Raw genomic sequence first — 22166 nt, forward strand, 5'->3', positions numbered from 1 at the left:
TCACGGCGGCATCGCGTGCACCTTCCGCAAAAACTGGCAGGAGATGCAGGTCGTCACGGTGCAGCACGGGCGGGGCGAGCGCGGCCCGAAAAGCCGCGTGACGGGCGAGCCGGTGTGCGGCGACGTGACGCTCCCCGACGAAGAGCTCAGAAAGAATCGCGCCGACATGTGGGGCAATGTGCTCTCGCGCCCGCTGATCGACGACTACTACCGCGAGCGCACCGCCGATCTCTCCAGGCTGACCGCGCCGCTGCTCTCGGCCGCGAACTGGGGTGGGCAAGGCCTGCACACGCGGGGCAACTTCGAAGGCTACACGCGCGCCGGCTCGAAGCAGAAGTGGCTGGAAGTGCACGGCGACTCGCACTGGGCGCCGTTCTATACCGACTACGGCGTCGGGCTGCAGAAGCGATTTTTCGACCACTTCCTCAAAGGCGAGGACAACGGCTGGGACCGTCAGCCGAAGGTGCTGCTGAACGTCCGCCATCCGGGGGAACGGTTCGAGCCTCGGCACGAGAACGAGTGGCCGCTCGCGCGCACGCAGTGGACGCGCTACTACCTCGACCTGAAGGAGCGCACGCTGTCGACGGCGCCGTCTTCGACGGCGGCGACGCTCGAGTACGATGCGATGGGCGACGGCGTCACCTTTCGCATGCCGCCCCTGAAAGCGCCGCTCGAGATCACCGGCCCGTCGGCGCTCAAGCTCTTCCTGTCCTCGTCGACCACCGACGCCGACGTCTTCGCGGTGCTGCGCGTCTTCGCACCGGACGGCACGGAGATCGTGTTCCAGGGCGCGCTCGATCCGCATACGCCGGTCGCGCAGGGCTGGCTGCGCGCCTCGCACCGCAAGCTCGATCCGCAGCTCTCGCTGCCCCATCGCCCGTACCACACGCACGACGAAGCGCAGCCGCTGAAGCCGGGCGAGCAAGTCGAGCTCGACGTCGAGATCTGGCCGACGTGCATCGTGGTGCCCGCGGGCTACACGATCGCGCTGACGATCCGCGGCAGGGATTACGAGTACGAAGGCGAAGCCGCGACGCTCTCGAACATGAAGAACCCGATGAAAGGCTGCGGGCCTTTCGTGCACGACGATCCGGCGGACCGGCCGCCTTCGATCTTCGGCGGGAAAGTGACGCTGCACGCGGACAGCGCCCGACAGCCATACGTCTTGTTGCCGATAATCCCGTGAATACGTCATTCCCGCGTAGGCGGGAATCCATCTTGATCTTCGCGTCCATTTAAAATGGATTCCCGATCATTTCCGCTCGCGCGGGTCGGGAACGACGTTCTCCGGCTACGCCGCTGCCACGACTGCAACCAGCCGATCGGCTCACGCGACCGCTTCTGCCCGCGCTGCGGCGCACGCCAGCCGCGCGAGCCGCGCTGATCGATGCAGCTGCCGGCCGCGCTGCGGCACCGTAACTACCAGTATTACTTCGCCGGTCAGGGCCTGTCGGTGCTCGGCACGTGGATGCAGCGCGTGGCGATGTACTGGCTCGTCTACCGGCTCTCCGGTTCGGAGCTCCTGCTGGGCTTGTCGGGCTTCATGTCGCAAGTGCCGGTGCTCGTCATCGGGCCGTTCGGCGGCATCTGGGCCGATCGTGCCGACCGCCGGCGGCTCCTCATCCTCACCCAGGCCGCGGCGATGGTGCAGGCGGCGCTGCTCGCGTATCTCACGCTGAGCGGCAACGTGCAGGTGTGGCACGTGATCGCGATGTCGGGGATGCTCGGCATCATCAACGCGGTCGACATGCCGCTGCGCCAGTCGTTCGTGGTCGACATCGTCGGCGACCGCAAGGACCTGCCGAGCGCGATCGCGATGAACTCGCTCACCAACAACAGCGGGCGGCTGATCGGGCCGTCGATCGCGGGCGCGACGATCGCCGTCACCTCCGAAGGCGCGTGCTTCGCCTTCAATGCGCTGTCGTATCTGGCGGTGCTCTGCGCGCTGCTCGCGATGCGCATCGACCATGTGCGCCCGCCGCGCGAGCATGCGGGCGTGATCGACGCGCTGAAGGGCGGCGCGCGCTACGCGTGGCGCAACTGGCCGGTACGGCGGCTGCTGTTCCTGCTCGCGTGCATGAGCTTCATGGCGACGCCGTACACCGTGCTGATGCCGGTCTACGTCGACCGGGTGCTGCACGGCGGGCCGCACACGATGGGGTACATGCTGAGCGCGGCCGGCGTCGGCGCGGTGATCGGGACCGCGTATCTCGCGGTGCGCTCCCAGCTCAAGGGGCTGGTCACGATCATCGCAAGCTCGGTGATCGCCGCGGGCGCGGCGCTCGTCGTCTTCGCGGTCTCGCCGTCGATCTACGTCTCCGGCGCGATGATGGCGGTCGTCGGTTTCGGCGTGGTCGTCACCGGCGCGGGCGTGAACACCCTGATCCAGGTCATCGTCGCGGACGCGATGCGCGGCCGCGTGATGAGCTTCTACACCATGTCCTTCATGGGCGTGGCACCGCTCGGCTCGATCAGCATCGGCGCGATCGCCGCGGCGGCTGGGGTGCAGGTGGCGCTCGGATTGGGCGGCGTCGCGTGCGCCGCGGCGGGGGTGCAGTTCATCCGCGGCCGCGAGCGCGTCAGGACTGCGCTGCGGGCCGCCGCCGAGGACAGAGAAAAGGCGTTGTTAACCGCCAAGGACGCAAAGGAAAGTCAAAATGGATTCCCGCCTGCGCGGGAATGACGAGCGCGCTGAGCGCTTCATCCGCCTGTGCGCGGGAATGACGAGCACTCTGCGCGCTTCATCCGCCTGTGCGCGGGAATGACGGGCGTTTCGACCGCTTCGTCTTCCTTTGCGTCCTTGGCGTCCTTTGCGGTTCAAATTGCCTTTACTTCTGTAGCAGCTCGGAACTGCGCTTCACCGCTTTGACGATGTTGACGTAACCCGTGCAGCGGCAGAGATTGCCTTCGAGGTTGTGAATGATCTCTTCGTCGCTCGGGTTCGGGTTGTCCTTGAGGAAACCCGCGGTCGCCATGATCATGCCCGGCGTGCAGAAGCCGCACTGGAGCGCATGGCACTCGGTGAACGCCTGCTGCACCGGATGCAGCTCGCCGTCCTTGGCGAGCCCTTCGATCGTCAGCACGTCCGAGCCGTTCGCCTGCACCGCGAGCACGGTGCAGGACTTCACCGCGCGGCCGTTCATGTGCACCGTGCAGCAGCCGCACTGGCTGGTGTCGCAGCCCACGTGGGTGCCGGTCAGCCCCAGCGAATCGCGGATGAAGTTGACGAGCAGCGTGCGGTCTTCGACCTCGCGCGATTCCTTCTTGCCGTTGACGGTGATTTCGACTTTGGCCACGGCCTATCTCCCGAGTAGTTTGTTGACTGCGCGCTTGGTCATGACATTCACCAGGTTGGCGCGGTACTCGCGCGTGCCGTGGATGTCTTCGTTCATGCCGTCGGGCGAGGTCGCGAGCCCCGCGAGCGCGTCGGCCGAGAGGTTCTTGCCCAATGCGGCTTCGGCTTCGCTCCAGCGATACACGCCCGGACCCGCACCGGTCACCGCGACGCGCACGCCTTTACTCGTCTCGGCGACGAACACCCCGCACATCGCGTAACGCGACGCCGGATGCGCGAACTTCTGATACGCCGCGCGTTTGGGCACCGGGAACGAGACGCGCACGATCAGCTCGCCGGCTTCCAGCGCGGTCGCGAACATGCCCTGGAAGAAATCGTCGGCGGCGATCTCGCGCTTGTTGGTGACGATCGTCGCGCCCAGGCCCAGCACGCCTGCCGGATAGTCCGCGGCCGGATCGTTGTTGGCCACCGAGCCGCCGATGGTCCCGCAATTACGCACCGCCGGATCGCCGATGTGGTTGGCGAGGTCGGCGAGCGCCGGGATCGCCTCGCGCACTTTCTGCGAGCGCGCGACCTCGACGTGGCGGGTGCCGGCGCCAATGACCAGCGCATTGTTCCTGACCTCGATGCCTTTGAGCTCGTCGAGCGCGCCGATGTCGACCAGATGCGACGGCTGGGCGAGCCGGGCCTTCAGCGTCGGGATCAGCGTCATGCCGCCCGCGAGCGGACGCGCGTCGGGATTGGCCTGCAGGAACTCGCCGACTTCCGCGAGGGACTTGGGTTTTACGTAGTTGAATGAATACACACGCGACTCCTTCGGTCGTGAGCGGTTTCTATCGGGCGTCGGCCGCCGGGCGCTTCGCAGCGATCGCGGCCCATACTTTAGCCGGTGTGAGCGGCATGTCGAGGTGTTGTATACCGAGCGGGCGGACCGCGTCGACCACCGCGTTGACGAGCGCGGGCAGCGATGCCGTGCAGCCCGATTCTCCCATCCCCTTGATGCCGAGCGGATTCACGCGCGACGCGGTGACGTGCTCGGCCATCTCGATGTCCGGCAGCAGGCCGGCGCGCGGCATGTAGTAATCGCTGAACGTCGCGGTGACGAGCTGACCGGTCTCGCGGTCGTAGATCGCGTGCTCGCCGAACACCTGTCCCGCGCCCTGCGCGACCGCGCCGTGCATCTGGCCTTCGACCACGGTGTGGTTCACGACCACGCCGCAGTCGTCGATGGTGAGGTAGCGCACGATGTCGGTGACGCCGGTGTCGGGATCGATCTCGACCTCTGCGATGTGGCAGCCGTTCGGATAGGTCGTGCCGAACGTGCCTTCGCCGGTCACTTTCACCTCGCGCGTCGCGGCCAGCTCGGCGAGCGTGATCGTCATGCCGGCCTCGGGGCCGGTGAACTCGCCGGCGCGGTACGTCACCTGAGAAGGCTCGACGTGCAGCGCTTCCGCGGCGAGGCTGGTCGCGTGCTGCACGAGCTTCTCGCCGGCGATGTGGCAGACCGTGCCCGCGCCGACCATCGAGCGCGAGCCGCCGGTGTGATTGCCGATCAGCGCACGGTCGCTGAAATTCTGGACGACCTTCACGCGCTCGGCGGGGATGCCGAGCGCCTTGCCGACCATCATCGCGAACGTCGTCTCGTGGCTCTGGCCCTGCGACTTGGCGACGGTGTAGGCGGTGACCGTGCCGTCCTCGTTCGCGACGAGCTCGACCTGGTCTTTCGGATACATGCCCGCGCCGGTGTTCTCGATCACCGTCGCGATGCCCACTCCGCGCAGCTTGCCTTTCGCCTTCGATGACGAGCAGCGGGCGTTGTAGCCCATCCAATCGGCGAGATCGAGCGCTTTCTCGAGCACCCCGGGAAGATCGGCGTTGTCGTACGTGGTGCCGGTCGGCGTCTTGTACGGAAACTCTTCGGGCTGGATGAAGTTGCGCCGGCGCAGCTCCGCCGGGTCGATCTTCATCTCCGCCGCCGCATTGCTCACGAGCCGCTCGATGGCGTACGCGATGTCGGGGCGGCCCGCGCCGCGGTACGCCGCGATCGGCGCGGTGTTGGTCACCGCGAGGCGCCAGTAGCCGTAGAGCGCCGGGATCTTGTATACGCCGGACAGCATGGTCGCCGGATTGCGGATGTGGCTCACCGGCCCTGCGGGCGAGAGATACGCGCCCATGTCGGCGAGCCAGTTGAGACGCATGCCGAGAAACTTGCCGTTCCTGTCGAGCGCGAGCTCGCCTTCGATGATGTTGCCGCGACCGTGCGTATCCGAGAGAAAGCCTTCGGTGCGCGACGACACCCATTTCACCGGGCGGCCGGTCGCCTTCGCCGCGATCATCAGCGCGCAGTACTCGGGATAGGCGGTGCTGCGCTGGCCGAAGCCGCCGCCGACGTCGCGCGCGACGATGTGCAGCTTGTCCTCGGGCACCTTGGTATAGCTCGAGAGCTGGCGCTTCATCATGTTCTGGCCCTGGATGCACACGTGCACCGTGTAGCTCTCGTCGCGGGGCTCGTACGCGACGAGGCACGCGCGCGGCTCCATCGGGTTGGGCACCACGCGCGTCGATTCCATCCTGAGCTTGGTCACGCGCACCGCCTTGGCGAACGCGGCGTCGGTCGCGGCCTTGTCCCCCGCTTCGTATTCGAAAGGGGTGTTGTCCGGAACGCTGTCGTGCAGTTGCGTAGCGCCCGGGCGCACCGCCTCTTCGGGATCGATGACGACCGGCAGGTCCTGGTACTCGATCGCGATCAGCTCGGCGGCGTCCTGTGCAGCGCCCGCCGACTCGGCGACGACCAGCGCCACCGGCTCGCCCACGAAGCGCACGCGGCCGTGCGCCATCGCGGGACGCTCGGGAATGCGGCCTTCCATGCCGCCGATGCCCTTGAAGTTGAGGAACGTGACGCCGCGCGTGTAGCCGGCTTTGACCGCGTCCTCGCCGGTGTAGATGCCGACCACGCCCGGCGCCTTCGATGCGGCGCTCGTGTCGATCGAGACGATCTTCGCGTGCGCGCGATCGGCGCGCAGGAAATAGGCGTGGAGCTGCCCCGGCAGGTTCCAGTCGGCCGCGTACGTGCCCGCGCCGGTGATGAGCCGCAGGTCTTCGAGCCGCGACACGTGCGCGCCGTCGACTTCGAACAAATCGTGGTGACCCATGAACGCTCCTACTTACTCGGGCTGTATCCCGACGGCTTTGATGACCCTGCCGTACTTTTCGTAATCGGCGCGTATGCGCTTCGCGAACTGCTCGGGCGTGTTGGTCACGACCTGCATGCCCTGGCTCGTCCAGAGCTCGCGCATCTCGCGCGTCGTCAGGATCTTCCCGACGAGCCCGTTGATACGGTCGACGATCTCGAGCGCCGCGCCGGCGGGCGCGAGAAATCCGTGCCAGCCGACGATCTCGTAGCCTTTGAGGCCGCCCTCGTCCACCGTCGGCAGATCGGGCAGCGCAGGGTCGCGGGTGAGGCTCGTCACGGCGATCGCGCGCACCTTGCCGGCTTCGATCTGCGGCCTGGCGACCGCCAGAGTGTAGAACAGGACGTCGATGCGCCCGCCGACGAGGTCGTTCAGGGCGAGATTACCGCCTTTGTAGGGGACGTGCAGCATGTCGACTTTCGCGAGCGTCTTGAAGAGCTCCCCCGCGAGATGGAACGCGCTGCCGACGCCCGAGGAGCCGAAGGTGAGGATTCCCGGCTTGGCCTTCGCGATGGCGACGAGATCCTTCACCGTCTTCGCCGGCACGACCGGATTGACGATGACCACGTTCGGGAACGCATTGATCTGGATGATCGGCGCGAAGTCGCGGAACGTGTCGTACGGCATCTTGAGCCTCAAGTGCGGCGTGCTCGTCAGCGACGATCCGGGCGCCACGAGCAGCGTGTAACCGTCGGGCGGCGCCTTGGCGACGAACTCGTTCGCGATGAGCCCGGTCGCGCCCGGACGGTTGTCGACGATCACCGGCTGCGCCAATGCTTCGCTCATGCGCGCCGCGATCGGACGCGACAGCACGTCGACGTTGGTGCCCGGCGGAAAGCCGAGCACGAGCCTGATCGGCCTGGACGGGTAGGCGGCTTCGCCGGCGGCGGCTGCGCCGGCGACCACGGACGAGAGGACGCACGCGACGGCGCGCGCGGTGACGCTGCTGAGCGGGAACAACGGGGAAGCTCCGGTGGGAACGTCTTTTTCCGCTAGGATATCCCAATCATGAAAAAAGATACGCTGCTCACGCACGTCGGCCGCGACCCCGCGCGCCACGACGGGATGGTCAACACGCCGGTGTTCCGCACCTCGACCGTCATCCATCCCAATCTCGAGTCGTACGAAAAGCGCCCGCCCGAGGGCGAGAAGATCGTGCGCTACGGGCGCTACGGCACGCCCACCACTTTCGCGCTCGAAGAAGCAGTCGCGGCCATGGAAGGCGGGTTCCGCGCGGTCGCAGTGCCTTCGGGGCTGGCGGCGATCAGCGCGGCGCTGACGGCATTCCTCAAGACCGGCGACCACCTGCTCGTCACCGATTCGGCGTACGGGCCGAATCGCAACTTCTGCGAACGGCAGCTACGGCCCAACGGCATCGAGGTCGAGTATTACGATCCGCTGATCGGCGCGGGTATCGACAAGCTCATGCGGCCGAATACCAAGGTCGTGTTCTGCGAAGCGCCGGGCTCGCAGACCTTCGAGATGCAGGACATCCCCGCCATCGCCGAAGTCGCACATGCGCGCGGCGCGCGGGTGCTGGCCGATACGACGTGGGGCACGCCGTACTTCTTCCGCTCGTTCGAGCGGGGGGTCGACGTGTCGATACACGCCGCGACCAAATACATCAGCGGCCACTCCGACGTGATGATCGGCATCGTCGTGACCAACGAGCGCTGCTGGCTGCCGGTGCGCCGCGCGGTCACCGACTACGGCTATGCGGTGAGCCCCGACGACTGCTACCTCGCGCTGCGCGGCTTTCGCACGATCGGCGTGCGCATGAAGCAGCAGATGGCGAACGCGCTGCGCGTCGCGACATGGCTCGAAGGGAGAGCCGAAGTGAAGCGCGTGATCTATCCCGCGCTGCCGAGCGACCCGGGACACGCGATCTGGAAGCGCGATTTCGACGGCGCGGCGTCGCTGTTCGCGGTGGTGCTGCAGCCCGCGAGCGCGAGCGCGGTGGCGGCGCTGGTCGACACGCTGGAGCTGTTCGGGATCGGGTCGAGTTGGGGCGGTTACGAGAGCCTGATCAGCGTGGTGCACGCCGACGCCAACCGCACCGCGACGAAGTGGAACCCCGGCGGGCCGGCGCTACGCCTGCACATCGGGCTCGAAGACCCCGAGGACGTGATCGCCGACCTGGAGCGCGGCTTCGCCGCGCTCAGAGACCGTCGCTAGCGGACGATCCAGGCCGGGTTGGGCGGCGGCGACCCCGGAGGCGGCGGCGGGAAGCTGCCGGCGACCGGCGTTCCGGGCGGCGGGCTGTAAGTGGTCTGCGCCGGCGGAGGCGGCGGGTAGTAGCCGCTGGCGGCTGCCTGGTAGCGCTGGCGTCCGTAGACCGCCACGCGGTGTCCCTTGCCGTACATACACTGGGTGTAAGCCTGGTCGTAGCGCTGCTGCGCCCCGTATCCCGAAGCGTCGGCCGCGCTCACGCCGACGAGCGCCCCGGCGCCTCCGCCGATGCCCGCACCGACTGCAGCGCCGTGACCGCCGCCCGCGGCGCCGCCGATCAGCGCGCCGATCGCGGCGCCGGCCAGCGTGCTGGCCACACCCGACTCCACCTGCGCCTGACCGGCGGTGTGTCCGCCGACCGCGTCGTACGCGTACTGCCGGCAATAACCGTCATCGGCACGGAACTGCTCGAAAGGCTTGCCCGTGCCGGGCAGCGCCATGTGGCTCGGGCCGGTCGGGACGGACACGCAACCGGCGGCGAGCAGGGCCGCGCCGAGCATGCCGAAGGGAAGAAGCTTCATGCGAGGTCTCACTGTGGGGGCGCCGACGCCTGCGGCTGGACCTGCTGCCACTGCGATGCGCATTGCTGCACATAGGGGTAGTAGGTCTGCGAGTCGGGGCAGAAATACCAGTAGGCGTTCTGCTGCGCCGGCGCCGGGCCGTAGGCGCCGGTCGCGCCCTGCTCGATGTACGCAGGCGCAGGCGCGGCGACGACGGCAGGCGGGTAGTAGTAACGCGGATACCAGTACGGCGAGTAGTAATACGGGAAGAGCGGTGCGCCGAAGAACACCCCGACGCTGCCGTGATGGTGGTGGTGGCCGCGGTGTCCGCCGCGGCCGCGCGCGTCGGCGTCACTGAGCGGCGCCAGGACGGCCGCCGCCACGGCGAGCGACAGCACTGCGATGTTGAGCGTTCTCATGATGGTCCGGAAATGGTAGCCGAGCCCGGCCGAACCGGCCCTGGAATTTTGTTACAAGACGTTACGACAGACCCCGGGAAACCGGGTTTGTTCAACGGCACGCCCGCGCAGGGCTCAGGAGAGCCCGGGATCGGACGCGGGCGCTTCGGGCATGCGCGTGACGAGCAGCTTGTCGACGCGGTTCTTGTCCATGTCGATGACCTCGAAGCGGTGCCCGCCCCATTCGAAGCGGTCGGCGGACTTCGGCACGCGGCCGAGCTGGAGCATGGCGAAACCGCCGAGGGTGTTGTAGCTGCCGGTGTGCTCCTCGGGCAGGGCGTCCTCGATCTCCAGCGCTTCCTTGAAACGCTCCACCGCGACGCCGCCGTCGATCAGCCACGAGCCGTCTTCCCGCCGCACGATCTCCTCGTCGCCGGCTTCGACCTCGCCGCCGATGTCGCCGACCAGCGCTTCGAGCACGTCGTAGAGCGTGACGAGACCCTGCAATTCGCCGTATTCGTTGACCAGGAAAGCCGCGGTCTGGCGGTGCTGCTTGAACGAAGCGAGCGCTTCGTTGACCGTCAGCGTCTCGGGCAGGTACAGCGGCTTGACCAGGTGCGCCGTGACATCGAGCTTCCTGCCGAGCACGAGATCGCCGAGCAGCGCTTTCACCTCGACGAGCCCTTCGACGTTGTCGAGATCGCCGCGCGTCACCGGGAAGCGCGAATGCTCGGCGCCGGCGAGGCGCTGGCGGATCGCGTCTTCGCCGTCTTCGAGATTGAGATAGACGATGTCGGTGCGCGGCGTCATCACCGAGGTCACGCGCACGTCGTCCATGCGGAACACGCGCGAGACGAGCTGGTGCTCGTGCTCTTCGAAAACGCCGGCCTCCGCGCCCTGCTCCATGAGCACTCGGATCTCTTCCTCGGTGACCGGCGGCGCTTCGCCCGTGCGCTTGGGCAGGATCCTGAGCACCGCTTCGGTCGTCATGCTCAAGAGCCGCACCACCGGGTGCACGAGCGACGACAGCCATTTCATCGGCCGCGCCACCGTGCTCGCGACCGCTTCGGGATTGAGGAGCGCGACGCGCTTGGGCACGAGCTCGCCGATGAGGAGCGATCCCACCGTGATGCCGACGATGACCAGCGTCGCTGCGATCGGCTCTGCGCGCGGCGCGATCAGCGGCCACTGCGCGAGCCACGACGCGAAGCCGGCGGTCAGCTTCGCCTCGCCGAAAGCGCCGCTGCTGATGCCGATGACGGTGATGCCGACCTGGATCGTCGACAGAAAGTGGCTCGGGTTGTTGGCGAGCTCGAGCGCGGTACCGGCGCCGGCGCGGCCTTCGTCGAAGAGCTGCTGCAGCCTCGCTTTGCGGGATGAGACGACGGCCATCTCGGACATCGAGAACAGGCCGTTGACGACGAAGAGCAGCAGCAGGACGACCAGTTCCATAGAGGGGTGAAGCGCGTTACGAAAGGTCCGAGCATACCGCGCTTTACCCGGGACGGCCCCGGCGGTCAGCGCTCGCGCAATGTCCTGGCCGCCGCCACCATGTTCTTCAGCGCCGGGATCACTTCCGCCCAGGCGCGCGTTTTCAGTCCGCAGTCCGGATTGACCCACAGCCGTTCGGCCGGGATCCGCTCGGACGCCTTGCGCATGAGCTGCACGATGTGCGCTTCGGTCGGGATGTTCGGCGTATGGATGTCGTAGACCCCGGGCCCGATCTCGTTCGGGTACTTGAAGTCGTCGAACGCATCCAGCAGCTCCATGTCGGAGCGCGAAGTCTCGATCGTGATCACGTCCGCATCCATCCCCGCGATCGACGCGATGATGTCGTTGAACTCGGAATAACACATGTGGGTGTGGATCTGCGTTTCGTCGGCGACGCCGTTCGCGGTGATGCGAAAGCATTCCACGGCCCAGTCGAGATAAGCCTTCCACTGCGATTTGCGCAGCGGCAGCCCTTCGCGCAGCGCCGCCTCGTCGATCTGGATCACGCGCACGCCGGCGCGCTCGAGGTCGAGCACTTCCTGCCGCATCGCGAGCGCAAGCTGCCTGCACGTCGCCGAACGCGGCTGATCGTCGCGCACGAAAGACCAGTTGAGGAGCGTGACGGGACCGGTCAGCATGCCTTTCATCGGCTTGCCGGTCAGCGACTGTGCGTACTCGATCCACTCCACGGTCATCGGACTCGGACGTGCGATGTCTCCGAACAGGATCGGCGGCTTCACGCAGCGCGAGCCGTACGACTGCACCCAGCCGAGCCGGCTGAAGGCATAGCCGTCGAGCTGCTCGCCGAAGTACTCGACCATGTCGTTACGCTCCGCCTCGCCGTGCACCAGCACGTCCAGACCCAGCGCTTCCTGCTCGCGCACGCTGCGCTCGATCTCCGCCCGCATCGCCGTCCGGTAAGCAGCCTCGTCGAGCTCGCCCGCGCGGTATCGGCTGCGCGCGTTGCGAATCTCGGCGGTCTGCGGGAACGAGCCGATGGTCGTCGTCGGATACCTGGGCAGGCCGAGGTGCGCGGCCTGCTTCGGCGCCCGTCGGGCGTAAGCGCTCTTGCGCTCGCCCGAGACGGCATCCAGCGCCGCGACCGCCGACTTGACCGCCGGGTTGTTGACGCGCGATGAAGCGCGCCGGCCGGCGACGGCCGTCTTGTTCGCCGCGAGCTCCGCGCGGACGGCATCGCGCCCACGATCGAGGGCTGTCGCGAGGACCTTCAGCTCGCCGAGCTTTTGCAGAGCGAACGCCAGCCACGAGCGTATCTCCGGATCGAGCGTCTCCTCGCTGTCGAGATCGACCGGCACGTGCAGCAGCGAGCACGAGGGCGCGATCCACAGCCGGTCGCCCAGTCTTTCGGCGATCGGCTCGACCCGATCGAGCACCGCTTCGAGGTCGGTCTTCCAGATGTTGCGGCCGTCGATGACGCCCAGCGACACGACCTTGTGCGACGGCAGCACGTTCAGCAGCGGCATCACGTCGTCGCGCCCGTTGATCGCGTCGATGTGCAGGCCCGCTACCGGCAGGTTGGCGGCGAGATAGGCGTTCTCCTGCAACCGGCCGAAGTACGTGGCGAGCAGCAGTTTGACGCGGCAGCTCTTCAACTGGTGGTAGGCGTTGTTGAAGGCGTGCTGCCAATCCGCATCGAGCTCGGTCACGAGCAGCGGCTCGTCGATCTGCACCCACTCCACGCCGTGTGCCGCGAGCGTATCGAGAAGCGCGGCGTAGACGGGCAGGAGCCGCGGGAGCAGCGCCAACCGGTCGCAACCGTCCTTGGACTTGCCCAGGCCGAGATAGGTGACCGGACCGACGATCACCGGCTTGGCGTTGACCCCCTGCGCCCGGGCTTCGGCCAGTTGCTCCAGCAGGCGTGACGCATCCAGCTCGAACCCGGTCTGCGCGGTGAGCTCGGGCACGATGTAGTGGTAGTTGGTATCGAACCACTTGGTCATCTCGCCCGCGGCGACGCCCCCGCAGCAGGCGGCGTGATCTGCCGCGCCTTGCGCGGAGCGGCCGCGAGCGACGCGGAAGTAGTTGTCCAGCGCATCGCCGTGGAAGCCTCGGACGCGCTCGGGCAGATTGCCCAGCGTTGCGCTCATGTCGAGCACGTGGTCGTAGTAGGCGAAATCGCCGACGGGGACCCGGTCCAGGCCGGACTGGTCGGCCCAATGCCGCCGGCGCAGCTCAGCAGCGGCCGCCTTCAGCGCGTCGCGCGAGGAGTGACCCTTCCAATAGGACTCGAGCGCGAACTTGAGCTCGCGCCTGGCGCCGATGCGCGGAAAACCGAGGTTATGTGTAGTGACCATGAGCGACTCCGGAGATGAGCCACGATGGTAGGGACCGCGATCCATGAGCGGAAGTGGTAAGATTTCATGGATCCATTAGCTGTATTCATGAAAACCATGATCGAGCGCATCCACCTCGCCATCGTGCAGGAGGTCGACCGCCGAGGCTCGCTGACGGCCGCGGCGGCCGGGCTGCATCTCACGCAGTCGGCGTTGAGCCACACGGTCAGGAAGCTCGAGGACCAGCTTCGAACGCAAATCTGGCACCGCGAGGGGCGCCGGCTGCGGCTCACGCAGGCCGGCGAATACCTGCTCGCCGTCGCGAATCGCTTATTGCCCCAGCTCGCGCATGCCGAGGAGCGCATGCGACAGTTCGCGCGCGGCGAGCGCGGAACGCTGCGCATCGGCATGGAGTGTCATCCGTGCTACCAGTGGCTGCTCAAGGTGGTCGCCCCGTATCTCGACAAATGGCCGGACGTGGACGTCGACGTGATCCAGAAATTCCAGTTCGGCGGCATCGGCGCGCTCTTCGGCCACGAGATCGACATGCTGGTGACGCCCGATCCTTTGCGCCGGCCGGGCTTGCGCTTCGAGCCCGTGTTCGATTACGAGCAGGTGCTGGTCGTCGGCCGCGGCCATCGCCTGCAAGGCGTGCCGCACGTCGAGCCGAAGGATCTGGCGGACGAAACGCTCATCACGTATCCGGTCGGCGTGGACCGGCTCGACGTCTACACGCAATTCCTGATGCCCGCCGGGGTGACGCCGCGGCGCCACAAGACCATCGAGACCACCGACATCATGCTGCAGATGGTGGCGAGCGGGCGCGGCGTCGCCGCGCTGCCGCGCTGGCTCGTCGACGAATACGCGGGCAAGGTCGAGGTGACACCGGTGCGCCTCGGCGCGGCCGGTATCGCCAAGCAGATCTTCCTCGGAGTCCGTGAGGCCGACGCAGGCACCGACTACCTCGAAGACTTCATCGCCCTCGCGCGGCGTGGGTAGAGCACTGCGACATCCGCGCTACTTCAGTAGCAGCATCCGTAGCCGGCTCTCGCCTCCGGCCGTCTCGGTCCACGCGACCAGCAGATTCGAACGGGCAGCCACGACGCGCGGATACGTCGCGCTGACGCTGTCGGAGGTCAGCCTCATCGGCTTGCTCCATTCCGCGCCCGCGTTCTGCGAGCGGGAGATGAATACCGCGCCGGTCTGTCCGACCGTCTCGTCCCAGGCTGCGACGAGCTCGTTGCCGCGCGCGGCGAGATCCGCGCGCTGCGCGAACTCGCCGCCCATGCGCGCATGCATGCTCCATCGCGTTCCGCCGTCCTTCGACGCGAAGTAATGCACGCCGCGTTCGCCCGGCTTGCCGGTCCACACGAGAGAGTGCAGGCGCGACGAACCACCCTCACCCGTGCGGGCGAGCGCGCCGCCGGTGTGAGGGCATGCCTCGACCTGCCAGTTGAACGCACCGACCGGCCCCTCGGCGACCCACGTCGCGCCGTCGTCCTTCGAGGCCATCAGCCCCATGTCGCGAGGGCCCTTGCCGCGGTACAGGAGATAGACGTCGCGCTTCGCGGACGGCAGCAGGGTGTTCCAGCAGCACTCGCAGCTCCCCGACTTCACCGACATATTGGCGGACCACGTCGCGCCGCCATCCCCGCTGCGCGCATAACGCACGCCCTGCGCGCCGCTGCGGCTGTCGAGCCACGTCAGGTGAAAGCGCCCGTCGCGCGCGACGATGTCTGCGAAACCGTGGCCGTCATGGCGGTTATCGTCGGCCGGGTTGGGACCGCGGCGCCAGGTCTTGCCGCCGTCGTTCGACAGCGCCGTCACCATCGGACCGGAGCTGCGGAAGCCGCGGCCCGCGCTCGCCCAGACGGCGATCACCTGCTTGCCGTTCGATGCGACCTGCGGATCGTTGCTGCGGTGAGGCTGATGAGGGACCGGCATGCCTTCGCCGACGCGAACCGGCGCCGACCAGGACTTACCGCCGTCGCCCGAGCGCCGATACCACAACGCGGGTGTGCCGTTCGTTCCGGCCGTCTCGGCCGTCAACAGATCGATCGTGTCGCCGGCGGCGTAGACGTCGAGGCTCAGCACGTTCCGGCCCGCGGCGTGCGCTTCGTGCGCATGCTCCGCCGCCGGCGACGGCATGGCCGGCGCACCCCCCAGCAGCGCCGCGATCAGCCATGCGGCGGCTTTCCCGGTAATTGGGTGCGATTTCACCATTTCAGCTCCAGTCCTGCGTAAAACGTGCGTGGCAGGCCGGGCGAGAGCACCGGCTGGTTGCTCGAAAGCTGCGCGCTGTCCGCATAACGCTTGTCGGTCAGATTGTAGATACTCCCGAAGAGCGCGAGATGCCTCGTGAGACGCCAGTTCGTACGCACGTTGAACAGGTCATGTCCCGGATAGGTCTGGGTGTTCGCGGCGTCGAGCCAGTAGCGGCCGAGCCGCACCCATTCGAACTGCACCTGCGCGTCGGTGCGCGGCTGCCACGTCAATCGAGTCGTCGCCATCACTCGCGGCGCCGACTCGATTTCCTTGCCGGAGAAGATTCCGGCACTGGTCACCCAGTCTTCGTACGTGTGTTTCGCGTAGGAGAACGCGGTGTCGAGGCGCCACGCCGAGACGAGGGGCGCACCGAGACCTATCTCCACGCCGCGATGGCGAGTCTCTCCGGCATTGACGGTCTGCGTGAACGTGGTGACCGGATCGCGTTGCGACACGATGTCGTCGCGTTTGCGAAGCTCGTACAGCACGACGTCGTATGAGACTTTGGCGATCAGACCGCGCAGGCCGACTTCCACCTGGTCCGCCTTGATCGGCTTGAGCGCCGCGGACGATTGCGCCGCGGCCGCCGCTGCAGCGGCGCTCGCGCCCACAGCCGGCCGAAAGAGGTTTCCTTCCGAGGGTGCGCGGAAGCCGTGGCTGTAGCCCGCGAACGCGTGCATGTTCGGGGCGATCGCATAAGTCGCGCCGAGCTTGGGGCTCAGATGGGTGAACGTCGGATCGGCATCGTCGGCCTGACCGTAGAAGCGCGCCCCGGGGAAAGGCGCACCGGGCGCGACGAAGATCGGAGCGCCGGCCAGGCGGTTGCGAAATCGGTACGAGAGGTGGTCGTAACGCAGGCCCGCGGAGATGCGCAGCCGCTCGGTCGGCGAGATTTCGCCGTGGACGTACGGCGAGATGCCGCTGAAGGTCACGTCGTAATCGTAAACGCGCCGCGCGACCGAGTACGCGCTGAACGTCCGCGTGGGCGCCGCGCCCGATGTGGTGACGTTGAGACTGTCCTCCCGCCGTTCGCCGGGGCTGATGTCGATATCGGTGCCGACGATCACGCGCGCGCGCATGAAGTTGGGAAAGTCGGTGCGCCACTTCGCGAGCAGTCCGAACGAGCGGTTCTGTACCGTCGATATCGTGGGGTCGAAGTTGAGCGTGAACGACGCCAGCAGGTCCATGCTGTTGTCGCGTATGTACGGCGTAATCGACAGCAGGCTGTCGCCGAATGCGTGCTCGTAGTTCGTCGACAAGCGGAACGCCTGGACTTGCCGGAACGCGATCGGCAGGTAGTTGCGCTTCGGATTGTTGAGATAGTCGCTCATCACCAGCGGCGAGTTGGCGCCGGTCTGCTGATCGATATTGGAGAACGACAGCACAGTCTTGAGCATCGCGTTCCCGTTGACGAAGTGATCCCACCGGAACGTTCCGCTCTGCCGATCGTAACCGGTGGCGTCGCGCCAGCCGTCGGTATGCGTGAGGTTGAGATCCGCCCGCCATGCGCCGTTCGCATAACCGTTGCCGCCGCCGGTGAGGACGCGCCAGAAGCCGTGCGTACCCAGTTCGGCCGAAGCGTCGAGCTCGGGCTTGCCGGAAGGTGTGCGGGTCAGCACGTTGACGATGCCGCCGATCGCATCCGAACCATACAGGGCGGTTCCGGGGCCGCGGGTGACTTCTATGCCGCCGGCCTGCGGGATGTTGGTCTCGTAGAGCGCGTTGTGATTGAAGAAGCCCGTGGAACGGATCGGAATGCCGTCCTCGAGAAACAGATAAACCGGGTTCGTGGTGAACGGCTGACGTATGGCCGTGGTATGGCCTTCGCCGTTCGTCACGGCAACCGCGACGCCCGGTATCTGCCCCATGATCTGCGATGGGTGGTTGGGGCGGACCAGATCGATCTGGTTTTTCTTGACGACGCCGACCGCGGCCGGCGTCTCGTTCAACGATTCCTTCTCCCGCGTGCCGGTCACGACGACTTCCGGCATGATGAGAGTCTCTTCGGCCGCAAGACATTGCGCAGCCGCTAGTGCGGCCGCAGCCGCGCACATCGACGATGTGCGCAAGCCGCGCCGTCGGTGTTTGCTTTTCATGGTGCCTCCCGATTGCTGACGAGTGAAAACCACGACGTGCCGCAACCGGCAGTCGATGGCTTTCGATGGAGCGACAGTCAGGAGGCGCGCGGAGGCGCGCGGGAGCGGAAGTACGGGTAGACGGACGCCGCGGCGGACTGCGGCTCCTGGGCGATCGCCGCGGAAGCGACGATTGCGACGGCATCGTGCGTAAGCGGCGGTGCGAGCAACGCGACGGTCGAGGCCGCGTTCAGGCAGAACGAGCAGTAGATGCCGTGCGCGTAATGCGTGCGATGGTCGGCGGGCTGCACCGGTGCCGGCTGGTGCGCGGCTTGTGCTGCGTGGCCGCCGTGCCCGCCATGGGCCGCATGCCCGTCGTGCGCGCTCGCGGCCGTAACGTCGTGCGGCAGGCCGAGCATGCGCGCGAGCGCGGCCGGATGCTCGCGGAGCACCCCCGCGGCCAATGTAGGCGACAGCGCCGCATAGATCACCGCGACCAGCGCCATCCACGCGCCGACGAGCGCGCGCGAGCGGCGTTTCGATCGATGTACCGGGCGGTGTGTGCTCGTCATGGCGTCAACTGCCTTCGAGCTTATACACGAAAGGCATCGTCACCCACTGCTCGACCGCTTCCTGGCCGCGGCGCGCCGGCGCGAACTTCCACGTCTTCGCCTGTTCGAGCGCGGCGTTGTCGAGCACCGACGAGCCGCTCGTCTTTTCGAGCGCCACCTGGAGCGCGCGGCCGTCCTTGCTGACGAGCACCCGCACGAGCGAGGTGCCTTCGATGCCGTTCCTGCGTGCCATCGGCGGATACCGCGGCGCCGGATTGCCGAGATAGGCGGCGTTGTAGACCGGGGCGCTGGCGGCGGCCGATTCCCTGGCGGGCCCCGGCGGCGCCGCTGCGGGCGCGGACGCGACAGGCGCCTGCGGCGCTGCGGGCGCTGCGGGCGCCGGCGCCGGCACGGTGAAGGCCGGTGTCGCAGGCGCGGCGTTCTCGGGCAGGGCGAGCACCGGTTTGCGCTCGGGAACGGTCGCCGGTTGCACCGGCGCGGGCCTGGGCTGCGGCCTGGGCGACGGCGCGCGTGCCGCGGGTGGCGGCGGAGGCGGCTTCATGCGCAACGGCGGCTCGACCTTCGGCACCGGCGGCACGATCCGCACCTCCAAAGGCCGCTGCGGCTCGACGTCCGCCCTGCGCACCCCGGGAAAGACCACGAGCGCCAGCCCGTGGACGGCGAGGCTCGCCGCGACGGCGAACGCGAGCTGCCGCTCTCGCCTCTTGTCGCGCGGGGCGACGCCGAAAAGCTCGACGGGATGGATCGCGACACTCATGGGTGCCGTAGGTCGGATGTGAGACGCGGCGGAAGTCCGATCTTACTGGAACTCGCATGCCTGTCTCAGATGCGCGATACGGGTCGGGCGTTCCCTAATGCACCGCCGCGCCGGCCGGTGCGGCGAGCGCCTTCTCCAGATCTTCCGGTCCCACGGGCTTCACCAGGTGCAGATCGAAACCCGCCTCCTGCGACTTCGCCCGATCGGCGGGCTGTCCCCAGCCGGTCACGGCGACCAGACGTACCATCCGCTGCGTATCCTGCGCGCGCAGGCGCCGCGCCACCTCGTAGCCGTCGAGCCCCGGCAGCCCGATGTCGAGCAGCACGACGTCCGGCCTGAACTCGGGCGCGCGCTCGAGCGCTTCGAGGCCGTTGCGCGCGACGCTCGTCTGGTGCCCGAGCGACGTGAGCAGGAGCTGCAGCGTGACCGCGGCATCGTCGTTGTCGTCGACGATCAGCACCCGGCGCGGCGGCACGTCGATGCGCCCCTGGGCGGCATACGGATCGTAGGCCTGCGCCGGGCTCACGCGAAGCGGGACGCGCAGCGTGAACTCGCTGCCCTTGTTTTCGCCCGCGCTGTGAACGGTGAGCGACCCGCCGTGCAGCTGCGCGATCTTGCGCGAGAGCGCGAGGCCGATGCCGAGCCCGCCCTCGACGCGCTCGAGCGCGGGTCTCGCCTGGACGAACATGTCGAAGATGCGCTCCCTCCATTCCGGCGGGATGCCGCGACCGGTGTCGGCCACCGTGAGCAGCGCGCACCGGTCCTCGACCGAGGTGCTCACCGAGATGCGCCCGCCCTGGGGGGTATAGCGCGCGGCGTTGTTCAACAGGTTCGCCGCGAGCTGCGCGAGCCGCCGCGCGTCGCCTTCGACGACCAGAGCCTCGTCGGCGAGCTTCACTTCGAGGCTGTGCTTCGCGGCCTCGATCGCCGGCGCGGCGGTCTCGACCGCCTGGTTCACCACGTCCGCGAGGTCGACCGGCTTGCGTTCGATCTGCATCTCGCCGCGCGTCACGCGCGAGATGTCGAGCATGTCGTCGACGATGCGCGCGAGCTGGGTCGCCTGGCGCGCAATCACCTTGTACATCTCCTCGCGCGCGGGCGTGCCGGGCTGCGTCGCCTCGATCACGTTGACCGCCGTCTTGATCGGCGCCAGCGGGTTGCGCAGCTCGTGCGCGAGCACCGCGATGAATTCGGAAAGATTGCGCGCCGCGCGCTCGAGCTCCTGCGCGTGACGGCGCTCGGACAGGTCCTGCGTCACTTTCGCGTAGCCGCGCAGCCGCCCCTGCGCGTCGTGCAGCGCGGACACCACCGCGCGCGCCCAGAAACGCTCGCCGTTCTTCTTGACGCGCCAGCCTTCGGTCTCGGAATGTCCGCTGCGCTTCGCCTCCGCGAGCTCGGCCCACGGCGCGCCGGCGCGCACGTCCTCGGGCGTGAAGAAGCGCGAGAAGTGCTTGCCGATGATCTCGTCGGCGGTGTAGCCCTTGATGCGTGACGCGCCGCTGTTCCAGCTCGTGATGATGCCTTCGGGATCGAGCATGTAGATCGCGTAATCGACGACGCCTTCGATCAGCAGACGGAAGCGCTCCTCGCTCTGGGCGAGCGCTTCCTCGTGCATCTTGCGGCTGGTAACGTCGCGCGTGATCTTCGAGAAGCCGAGGAGATGGCCGTCGGTGTCGCGCAGCGCGGTGATGATGACGCTCGCCCAGAAGCGCGAACCGTCCTTGCGCAGCCGCCAGCCTTCGTCCTCGAAGCGGCCTTCGATCGTCGCGACCTTGAGCTCGTGCTGCGGCCAGCCGGTCGCGATCGAGTCCTGCGTGTAGAAGATCGAGAAGTGCCTGCCGATGATCTCGTCGGGGGTGTAGCCCTTCAGCCGCTCGGCGCCCGCATTCCACGTCAGGATGCGGCCTTCGGGGTCGAGCAGAAAGAGCGCGTAATCCTTGGTCTGCTCGATGGCGAGCTGATAGAGGGCCGGATCGATCATCGGTTGCCGTCGGACCGCTGGGCATAGCCCTGTTTGCGCGCGTCGTTCATGCACTCGGTCAGCGATTCGAACGTGTGCTCGGAGGACACCGCAACGTCGCCCGTCTGCGAATACGCGCGCCACTTCCAGCGGATCGACCCGTCACGCGGATACCTGACCGGCACGAACTCCCACCGGAATGGCAGTTGAAACCGGTCTACCGGCGCCATGTGGAAATCGAAACGGCGGCGCGCGCCGCGCCGCGTGCGCACCGCGCCTGTTGCTGAACAGTGAGCATGTTCGGTCTTCGCCGCTATTGAGTTGGAGTGCGCCATGCGATACGGGCGCAAGGTAATCGCGACCGGACGCAATTACCATGCCCAAGGATAGCAGGTAAGCATGAAAAAGGGGCCGCGCGCTGCGGCCCCCTTCTCGGAAGTGCGGATGCTTTGCGTCAGTCGTCGTTCTTGATCTGGCCGCGAATCTCTCCGGGCGGGAAGAGCTGCGAGTGGACGTTGGCATAGGTGGCGCCGGCGCGCATCGCCGCGAGCAGCTCGTCGAGCTGGCCCGCGTCGATGCCCTGCCCGTTCACCGTCAGCACCTGGTTCGGGAAGATCGTTCCGGTAACTTCGCCCGACTGCGGGCAAAAAGGCGTGACCGCGGCAACGGCCGCCGGCGCGGGCGTGCCCATCGTCTGGCACAGCCACACTACGATGCCGCCGGTCGTGTGATGCTGCCCGAAGTGGATGTGCGACTGGGTCACCGGCGCCTCGAGCCCGTCGTAGCGCAGCTCGTAGCGCAGCGCGTTGGTGCGCCGGTCGAAGCTCGCCTTGAACGTGCCCCGCGCCTTGGTCGAGACGGCGCCGCGCAGCGCGGGCGTCGGCGCGGCGATGAAGTGCACTTCCTCGAAACCCGACAGGCGTGCCCGGAAATCCCTGTCGTTGTCTGCAAAGCTCGCGGACGGAGCGGTGACACCGACCAGCAGTGTTGCACCGATCGCGACGCGTAGCGGGCGGAATGCGCGAAGTCGCATGGTTGCCTCCGATGGTTGTTCGGTTGTCGGGTGCGGGACTGCACGCGGTAAACACGCGCCGCGAACGACTCATACCGCTTCCCGGGTTTGCCCTGACCCGTGCAAC

The 22166-nt window shown here is 67.5% G+C and carries 19 protein-coding genes; 4 read left to right on the top strand and 15 right to left on the bottom strand.

From position 1 onward, the window contains the following. Positions 1–43: 43 nt before the first annotated feature. Both VHP37_28295 and VHP37_28300 read left to right on the top strand, forming a co-directional pair. Positions 44–1186 carry a CocE/NonD family hydrolase C-terminal non-catalytic domain-containing protein gene (locus VHP37_28295; protein ID HEX2830273.1) on the top strand — a complete coding sequence of 381 codons (1143 nt, stop codon included), beginning with the start codon at positions 44–46 and terminating at the stop codon, positions 1184–1186. A 201-nt stretch (positions 1187–1387) separates the two neighbouring features. After that, positions 1388–2683: an MFS transporter gene (locus VHP37_28300; GenBank protein ID HEX2830274.1), complete on the top strand. Its 1296-nt coding sequence runs from the start codon at positions 1388–1390 to the stop codon at positions 2681–2683. Between the two features lie 145 nt (positions 2684–2828). Here VHP37_28300 and VHP37_28305 read toward each other — a convergent pair whose 3' ends face one another. From VHP37_28305 to VHP37_28320, 4 genes are read right to left on the bottom strand one after another with little or no spacing between them, the layout of a single operon-like run. Then, positions 2829–3296, bottom strand: a complete 468-nt coding sequence (locus VHP37_28305) for a (2Fe-2S)-binding protein (protein ID HEX2830275.1) — start codon at positions 3294–3296, stop codon at positions 2829–2831. 3 nt (positions 3297–3299) lie between these two features. Continuing rightward, a complete protein-coding gene (locus VHP37_28310) occupies positions 3300–4100 on the bottom strand; it encodes a xanthine dehydrogenase family protein subunit M (GenBank protein ID HEX2830276.1) in 801 nt (266 codons plus the stop codon). 28 nt (positions 4101–4128) lie between these two features. Continuing rightward, positions 4129–6447 (bottom strand): xanthine dehydrogenase family protein molybdopterin-binding subunit, encoded by a 2319-nt coding sequence (locus tag VHP37_28315; protein HEX2830277.1) that lies wholly within the window; start codon positions 6445–6447, stop codon positions 4129–4131. A gap of 12 nt (positions 6448–6459) precedes the next feature. Then, positions 6460–7446, bottom strand: coding sequence for a tripartite tricarboxylate transporter substrate binding protein (locus VHP37_28320; protein ID HEX2830278.1), 987 nt, complete (start codon positions 7444–7446; stop codon positions 6460–6462). Between the two features lie 48 nt (positions 7447–7494). On the opposite strand from VHP37_28320, the gene metC reads away from it, so the two are divergent. Beyond that, entirely contained in the window at positions 7495–8661 is a 1167-nt protein-coding gene (gene metC, locus VHP37_28325) for a cystathionine beta-lyase (protein HEX2830279.1), read from the top strand. On the opposite strand, the gene VHP37_28330 is transcribed toward metC, so the two are convergent. The 4 genes from VHP37_28330 to metE form a co-directional block, all read right to left on the bottom strand. After that, complete coding sequence (locus tag VHP37_28330) at positions 8658–9236, bottom strand: hypothetical protein (protein HEX2830280.1); 579 nt, start codon at positions 9234–9236, stop codon at positions 8658–8660. The two genes, metC and VHP37_28330, sit on opposite strands and share 4 nt — an antisense overlap. An 8-nt stretch (positions 9237–9244) precedes the next feature. Then, the gene (locus VHP37_28335; GenBank protein HEX2830281.1) at positions 9245–9634 is read right to left on the bottom strand and encodes a hypothetical protein; all 390 of its coding nucleotides are present in this window, start codon (positions 9632–9634) and stop codon (positions 9245–9247) included. A 114-nt stretch (positions 9635–9748) separates the two neighbouring features. Continuing rightward, positions 9749–11065, bottom strand: a complete 1317-nt coding sequence (locus VHP37_28340) for a hemolysin family protein (GenBank protein ID HEX2830282.1) — start codon at positions 11063–11065, stop codon at positions 9749–9751. A gap of 65 nt (positions 11066–11130) precedes the next feature. Then, a complete protein-coding gene (metE, locus tag VHP37_28345) occupies positions 11131–13419 on the bottom strand; it encodes a 5-methyltetrahydropteroyltriglutamate--homocysteine S-methyltransferase (protein ID HEX2830283.1) in 2289 nt (762 codons plus the stop codon). Positions 13420–13515: 96 nt separating this feature from the next. On the opposite strand from metE, the gene VHP37_28350 reads away from it, so the two are divergent. After that, positions 13516–14397: a LysR family transcriptional regulator gene (locus VHP37_28350; GenBank protein HEX2830284.1), complete on the top strand. Its 882-nt coding sequence runs from the start codon at positions 13516–13518 to the stop codon at positions 14395–14397. Positions 14398–14415: 18 nt separating this feature from the next. Here VHP37_28350 and VHP37_28355 read toward each other — a convergent pair whose 3' ends face one another. From VHP37_28355 to VHP37_28385, 7 genes are all read right to left on the bottom strand, one after another. Beyond that, a complete protein-coding gene (locus tag VHP37_28355; protein ID HEX2830285.1) occupies positions 14416–15621 on the bottom strand; it encodes a sialidase family protein in 1206 nt (401 codons plus the stop codon). Then, positions 15615–17759: a TonB-dependent receptor gene (locus VHP37_28360; GenBank protein HEX2830286.1), complete on the bottom strand. Its 2145-nt coding sequence runs from the start codon at positions 17757–17759 to the stop codon at positions 15615–15617. Before VHP37_28360 ends, VHP37_28355 begins: the two co-directional genes overlap by 7 nt. 77 nt (positions 17760–17836) lie before the next feature. Further along, positions 17837–18310 (bottom strand): hypothetical protein, encoded by a 474-nt coding sequence (locus VHP37_28365; protein HEX2830287.1) that lies wholly within the window; start codon positions 18308–18310, stop codon positions 17837–17839. Positions 18311–18314: 4 nt separating this feature from the next. Beyond that, positions 18315–19067 (bottom strand): TonB family protein, encoded by a 753-nt coding sequence (locus VHP37_28370; GenBank protein ID HEX2830288.1) that lies wholly within the window; start codon positions 19065–19067, stop codon positions 18315–18317. A gap of 94 nt (positions 19068–19161) precedes the next feature. Further along, the gene (locus tag VHP37_28375; protein HEX2830289.1) at positions 19162–21048 is read right to left on the bottom strand and encodes a PAS domain S-box protein; all 1887 of its coding nucleotides are present in this window, start codon (positions 21046–21048) and stop codon (positions 19162–19164) included. Beyond that, complete coding sequence (locus VHP37_28380) at positions 21045–21362, bottom strand: hypothetical protein (protein HEX2830290.1); 318 nt, start codon at positions 21360–21362, stop codon at positions 21045–21047. The genes VHP37_28375 and VHP37_28380 overlap by 4 nt, the downstream gene beginning before the upstream one ends. 119 nt (positions 21363–21481) lie before the next feature. Next, positions 21482–22060 (bottom strand): CHRD domain-containing protein, encoded by a 579-nt coding sequence (locus VHP37_28385; GenBank protein HEX2830291.1) that lies wholly within the window; start codon positions 22058–22060, stop codon positions 21482–21484. Positions 22061–22166 lie beyond the last annotated feature (106 nt).

The organism is Burkholderiales bacterium (assembly GCA_036262035.1).
Lineage (GTDB): Bacteria > Pseudomonadota > Gammaproteobacteria > Burkholderiales > SG8-41 > JAQGMV01.

Excerpts from the sequence above, each read along its gene's own strand:
- VHP37_28295 (HEX2830273.1), top strand. The coding sequence starts at position 44 with ATGCAGGTCGTCACGGTGCAGCACGGGCGGGGCGAGCGCGGCCCGAAA.
- VHP37_28300 (HEX2830274.1), top strand. The coding sequence starts at position 1,388 with ATGCAGCTGCCGGCCGCGCTGCGGCACCGTAACTACCAGTATTACTTC.
- VHP37_28315 (HEX2830277.1), bottom strand. The coding sequence starts at position 6,447 with ATGGGTCACCACGATTTGTTCGAAGTCGACGGCGCGCACGTGTCGCGG.
- metC (HEX2830279.1), top strand. The coding sequence starts at position 7,495 with ATGAAAAAAGATACGCTGCTCACGCACGTCGGCCGCGACCCCGCGCGC.
- VHP37_28330 (HEX2830280.1), bottom strand. The coding sequence starts at position 9,236 with ATGAAGCTTCTTCCCTTCGGCATGCTCGGCGCGGCCCTGCTCGCCGCC.
- VHP37_28335 (HEX2830281.1), bottom strand. The coding sequence starts at position 9,634 with ATGAGAACGCTCAACATCGCAGTGCTGTCGCTCGCCGTGGCGGCGGCC.
- VHP37_28340 (HEX2830282.1), bottom strand. The coding sequence starts at position 11,065 with ATGGAACTGGTCGTCCTGCTGCTGCTCTTCGTCGTCAACGGCCTGTTC.
- metE (HEX2830283.1), bottom strand. The coding sequence starts at position 13,419 with ATGGTCACTACACATAACCTCGGTTTTCCGCGCATCGGCGCCAGGCGC.
- VHP37_28350 (HEX2830284.1), top strand. The coding sequence starts at position 13,516 with ATGATCGAGCGCATCCACCTCGCCATCGTGCAGGAGGTCGACCGCCGA.
- VHP37_28355 (HEX2830285.1), bottom strand. The coding sequence starts at position 15,621 with ATGGTGAAATCGCACCCAATTACCGGGAAAGCCGCCGCATGGCTGATC.
- VHP37_28360 (HEX2830286.1), bottom strand. The coding sequence starts at position 17,759 with ATGAAAAGCAAACACCGACGGCGCGGCTTGCGCACATCGTCGATGTGC.
- VHP37_28365 (HEX2830287.1), bottom strand. The coding sequence starts at position 18,310 with ATGACGAGCACACACCGCCCGGTACATCGATCGAAACGCCGCTCGCGC.
- VHP37_28370 (HEX2830288.1), bottom strand. The coding sequence starts at position 19,067 with ATGAGTGTCGCGATCCATCCCGTCGAGCTTTTCGGCGTCGCCCCGCGC.
- VHP37_28375 (HEX2830289.1), bottom strand. The coding sequence starts at position 21,048 with ATGATCGATCCGGCCCTCTATCAGCTCGCCATCGAGCAGACCAAGGAT.
- VHP37_28380 (HEX2830290.1), bottom strand. The coding sequence starts at position 21,362 with ATGGCGCACTCCAACTCAATAGCGGCGAAGACCGAACATGCTCACTGT.
- VHP37_28385 (HEX2830291.1), bottom strand. The coding sequence starts at position 22,060 with ATGCGACTTCGCGCATTCCGCCCGCTACGCGTCGCGATCGGTGCAACA.